Source organism: Rhodobaculum claviforme (genome assembly GCF_016653255.1).
GTDB classification, from domain to species: Bacteria; Pseudomonadota; Alphaproteobacteria; order Rhodobacterales; family Rhodobacteraceae; genus Rhodobaculum; species Rhodobaculum claviforme.
The window spans coordinates 1-2,820 of record NZ_NHSD01000025.1; the positions used below are offsets into that span (position 1 = coordinate 1).

Consider the following 2,820-nt stretch of genomic DNA (forward strand, 5'->3'; position numbering starts at 1 on the left):
GCCACCCCGTCCAGCCGCAGCCCCTCATCCCCGTCCAAGACGCCCCCCACGGTCAAACAGCCAGAACAGCGCAAGGCTGCACATCAGCAGAAGAAGCGCCGCCCCCGCCGCGTCGTCCATCCGGTAGGCGCCCATCAGCCGATAGACCTGGAGCGGCAGCGTCGCCGCACCGGGATCGGCGAACAGCACGATCACCCCCAGATCGCCCATCGACAGCGCCGCCGCCAGCCCCGCGCCAAATCCCATCGGCCGGCGCAGCCGGGGCCAGGTCACCAGCCGCAGCCGCGCGGCGCCCCGCAGCCCGAGGCTCTCGGCCAGGCGGCCCTGCGTGGCCTCGATGTCGCGCAGGGCGGGGATCAGGGCGCGCAGGGCAAACGGCAGCGCCATCGCCGCGTTCACCAGCGCCGTCACCGGCAGCGCCAGATCACCCGGCCGCACCAGCGGGAACAGCACGATGAACAGCCCCGTCCCGATCACCAGCGGCGAGGCCGCCAGCGCCGTCAGCCCCACCCCCTCCAGCGCGCCTGACAGCCGCGGCCCCGCGCGCACCACCGCCAGCCCGAGCGCGAGCGCGGCCCCCATGCACAGCGCCGTCGACGCCAGCGCCACTCCCAGCGAGCGCGCGGTGGCCGCCCACACCGGCGCCGGCAGCCCCGCCAGATGCGGCAGCCCGCGCGCCACCACCATCCCCAGCGGCACCAGCAGGAACACCGCAGCCAGCGTGATCGCCAGCCCGTCCACCGCCCGCAGGCGCCAGCCGCCCACGTCCAGCCGCATGACGGGCCGGTCCAGCCCCGCGCCGAACTCCGACGGCCGCGCCACCCCCCACGCCAGCCCCGCCGCCGCCGCGCACAGGGCGAACTGGATCACCGCCAGCAGGCCCGCGCGCGCCAAGTCGAACTCCAGCCGGAACGCCTGATAGATCGCAAGCTCCACCGTCGTGGCGCGCGGCCCGCCGCCCAGCGTCAGCGCCACGGCAAAGCTGGTGAGGCAGATCAGAAAGATCACGACGAAGGCCCCGGGCACGACCTCGCGCAGCATCGGGCGCTCCAGGTGGCGGGCGATGTCGCGGGGCATGAAGCCCAGCGCTGCGGCCAGACGGAACCGCTCGGCGGGAATCGCCAGCCAGCCCTGCAGGATCAGCCGCGTCGCCAGCGGCAGGTTGAAGAACACATGCGCCAGCACGACGCCGTGCGGGCCATAGATGCCGACCGGCCCCAACCCCAGATGGCCGAGGCCTGCGTTCAGCACGCCGCCCCGCCCGAACACCGCAAGCAACCCCAGCACCGCCACCAGCGTCGGCAACAGGAACGGCGCCCCCAGCGCGGTGATCAGCAGCCCGCGCCCGACAAACCGCCGCCGCGCCAGCGCGCGCGCCACCGGCACCGCCAGCGCCACCGACAGCCCCGCCGACACCAGCGCCTGGCCCAGCGTGAAGCGCACCGCCGCCCAGTCCGCCGCCGCCAGCCGGCCCGGCGCCTCGGCCCGCCACAGCACGGCCGCCAGCGTGCCTGCGTTCAGCGCCAGCAGGCCCAGCGCGACCGCCGCCCCCAGCCAGAGCGCCGCGCCCCCCTCAGCGCGCCAGCGCATCGCGCCATGTGGCGATGGCGCGGTCACGGATGGCCGCGGCCTCCTCGGGCGGGAAATGCAGCGTGGTGTCGGGGATCATCAGCGTCTCGAAGCCCTGCGGCAGGCCCTCGGTCGGGGTGATGGCGGGGTACATCCAGTTGGTGGTGGGCAGGATCGCCTGAACCTCCGCGCCCAGCAGGAATTCGAGGAAGTCGCGCGCCAGACCGGGGTTCGGGGCGGCGGCGGGGATGCCCGCGACCTCCACCTGAAGATAGTGCCCCTCGGCGAACGCAGCGGCAACCTTGGTGTCGTCGTCCTCGGCGATCAGGTGATAGGCCGGCGAGGTGGTGTAGCTCAGCACCATGTCGGCCTCGCCCTGCAGGAACAGGCCATAGGCCTCGGACCAGCCGGCGGTGACGGTGACGATGCGCGGCGCGAGGCCCGCCCAGATCTCGGCGGCGCGGCCGGGGTGGGCGGCCTCGATCCAGTACACCAGCCCCAGCCCGGGGGTCGACGATCGCGGGTCCTGGATCAGGATCGACAGCTCCGACGCGATCAGCGCCTCGAAGCTGTCGGGCGGGTTCGGCAATGCGCGGTCGTGGACAAATGCGAACCAGCCCCAGTCATAGGGCACGAACAGCGCGTCGTCCCAGGCGATGGGCAGGTCCAGCGCGGGCAGCATCAGGCCATGGGGCGCAAACAGCCCCGTCGCGGCCGCCCGCGCCATCAGGTTGGTATCGAGGCCAAGCACCACATCCGCCGGGCTGCGCGCCCCCTCCAGCCGCAGCCGGGCCAGCAGCTCGGCGCCGTCACCGGCGGACACCAGCGCCACATCACAGCCGCACACCGCCTTGAAACCGGCGACGACGGCCGGGCCGGGGCCCCATTCGGCGGCAAAGCTGTCATAGGTATAGATGGTGAGGGTCTCGGCCTGGACCGCGGCGCCCGCCGCCAGCGCCAGCGCCAGCGCCGTGGCAATCGCATGGTTCCGCATCGCGCGCTCCCTCCGTGTGGCCGGTCGGCGGGGCCGGAGGGGGGGACGGGCGCACCCGCGCCGCACCTTCCCTCCGCCGGCATGAACCGGATCAGGTTCGACGGGTTCGCCGGTTGGCGTCTCAGCCCGCATGCGGGGCACCCCGAGGTCATCGCGGAGCGTAAGCCCGGCGCCCGAGCCCGACAAGACCCAATCCCGGCACCGCGGCACGCTTTTCTTGTGCCCGGCAATGCGCTAAGGCCCCGCCCAACCCGAGG

At 73.9% G+C, this 2,820-nt stretch carries 2 protein-coding genes and 1 riboswitch; both genes read right to left on the reverse strand.

Going from position 1 to position 2,820, the window contains the following annotated elements; all coding sequences use genetic code 11:
- Positions 1-24 precede the first annotated feature (24 nt).
- Positions 25-1,590, reverse strand: coding sequence for a thiamine/thiamine pyrophosphate ABC transporter permease ThiP (locus tag CCR87_RS00345; RefSeq protein WP_201155353.1), 1,566 nt, complete (start codon positions 1,588-1,590; stop codon positions 25-27).
- Positions 1,574-2,563 (reverse strand): thiamine ABC transporter substrate binding subunit, encoded by a 990-nt coding sequence (gene thiB / locus CCR87_RS00350; RefSeq protein WP_201155354.1) that lies wholly within the window; start codon positions 2,561-2,563, stop codon positions 1,574-1,576. The genes CCR87_RS00345 and thiB overlap by 17 nt, the downstream gene beginning before the upstream one ends.
- Positions 2,564-2,614: 51 nt before the next feature.
- Positions 2,615-2,718: riboswitch (TPP riboswitch) on the reverse strand.
- Positions 2,719-2,820 lie beyond the last annotated feature (102 nt).

Bases quoted from the DNA above. Each gene is read 5' to 3' on its own strand.
- CCR87_RS00345 (WP_201155353.1), bottom strand. From the start codon at position 1,590: ATGCGCTGGCGCGCTGAGGGGGGCGCGGCGCTCTGGCTGGGGGCGGCG.
- thiB (WP_201155354.1), bottom strand. From the start codon at position 2,563: ATGCGGAACCATGCGATTGCCACGGCGCTGGCGCTGGCGCTGGCGGCG.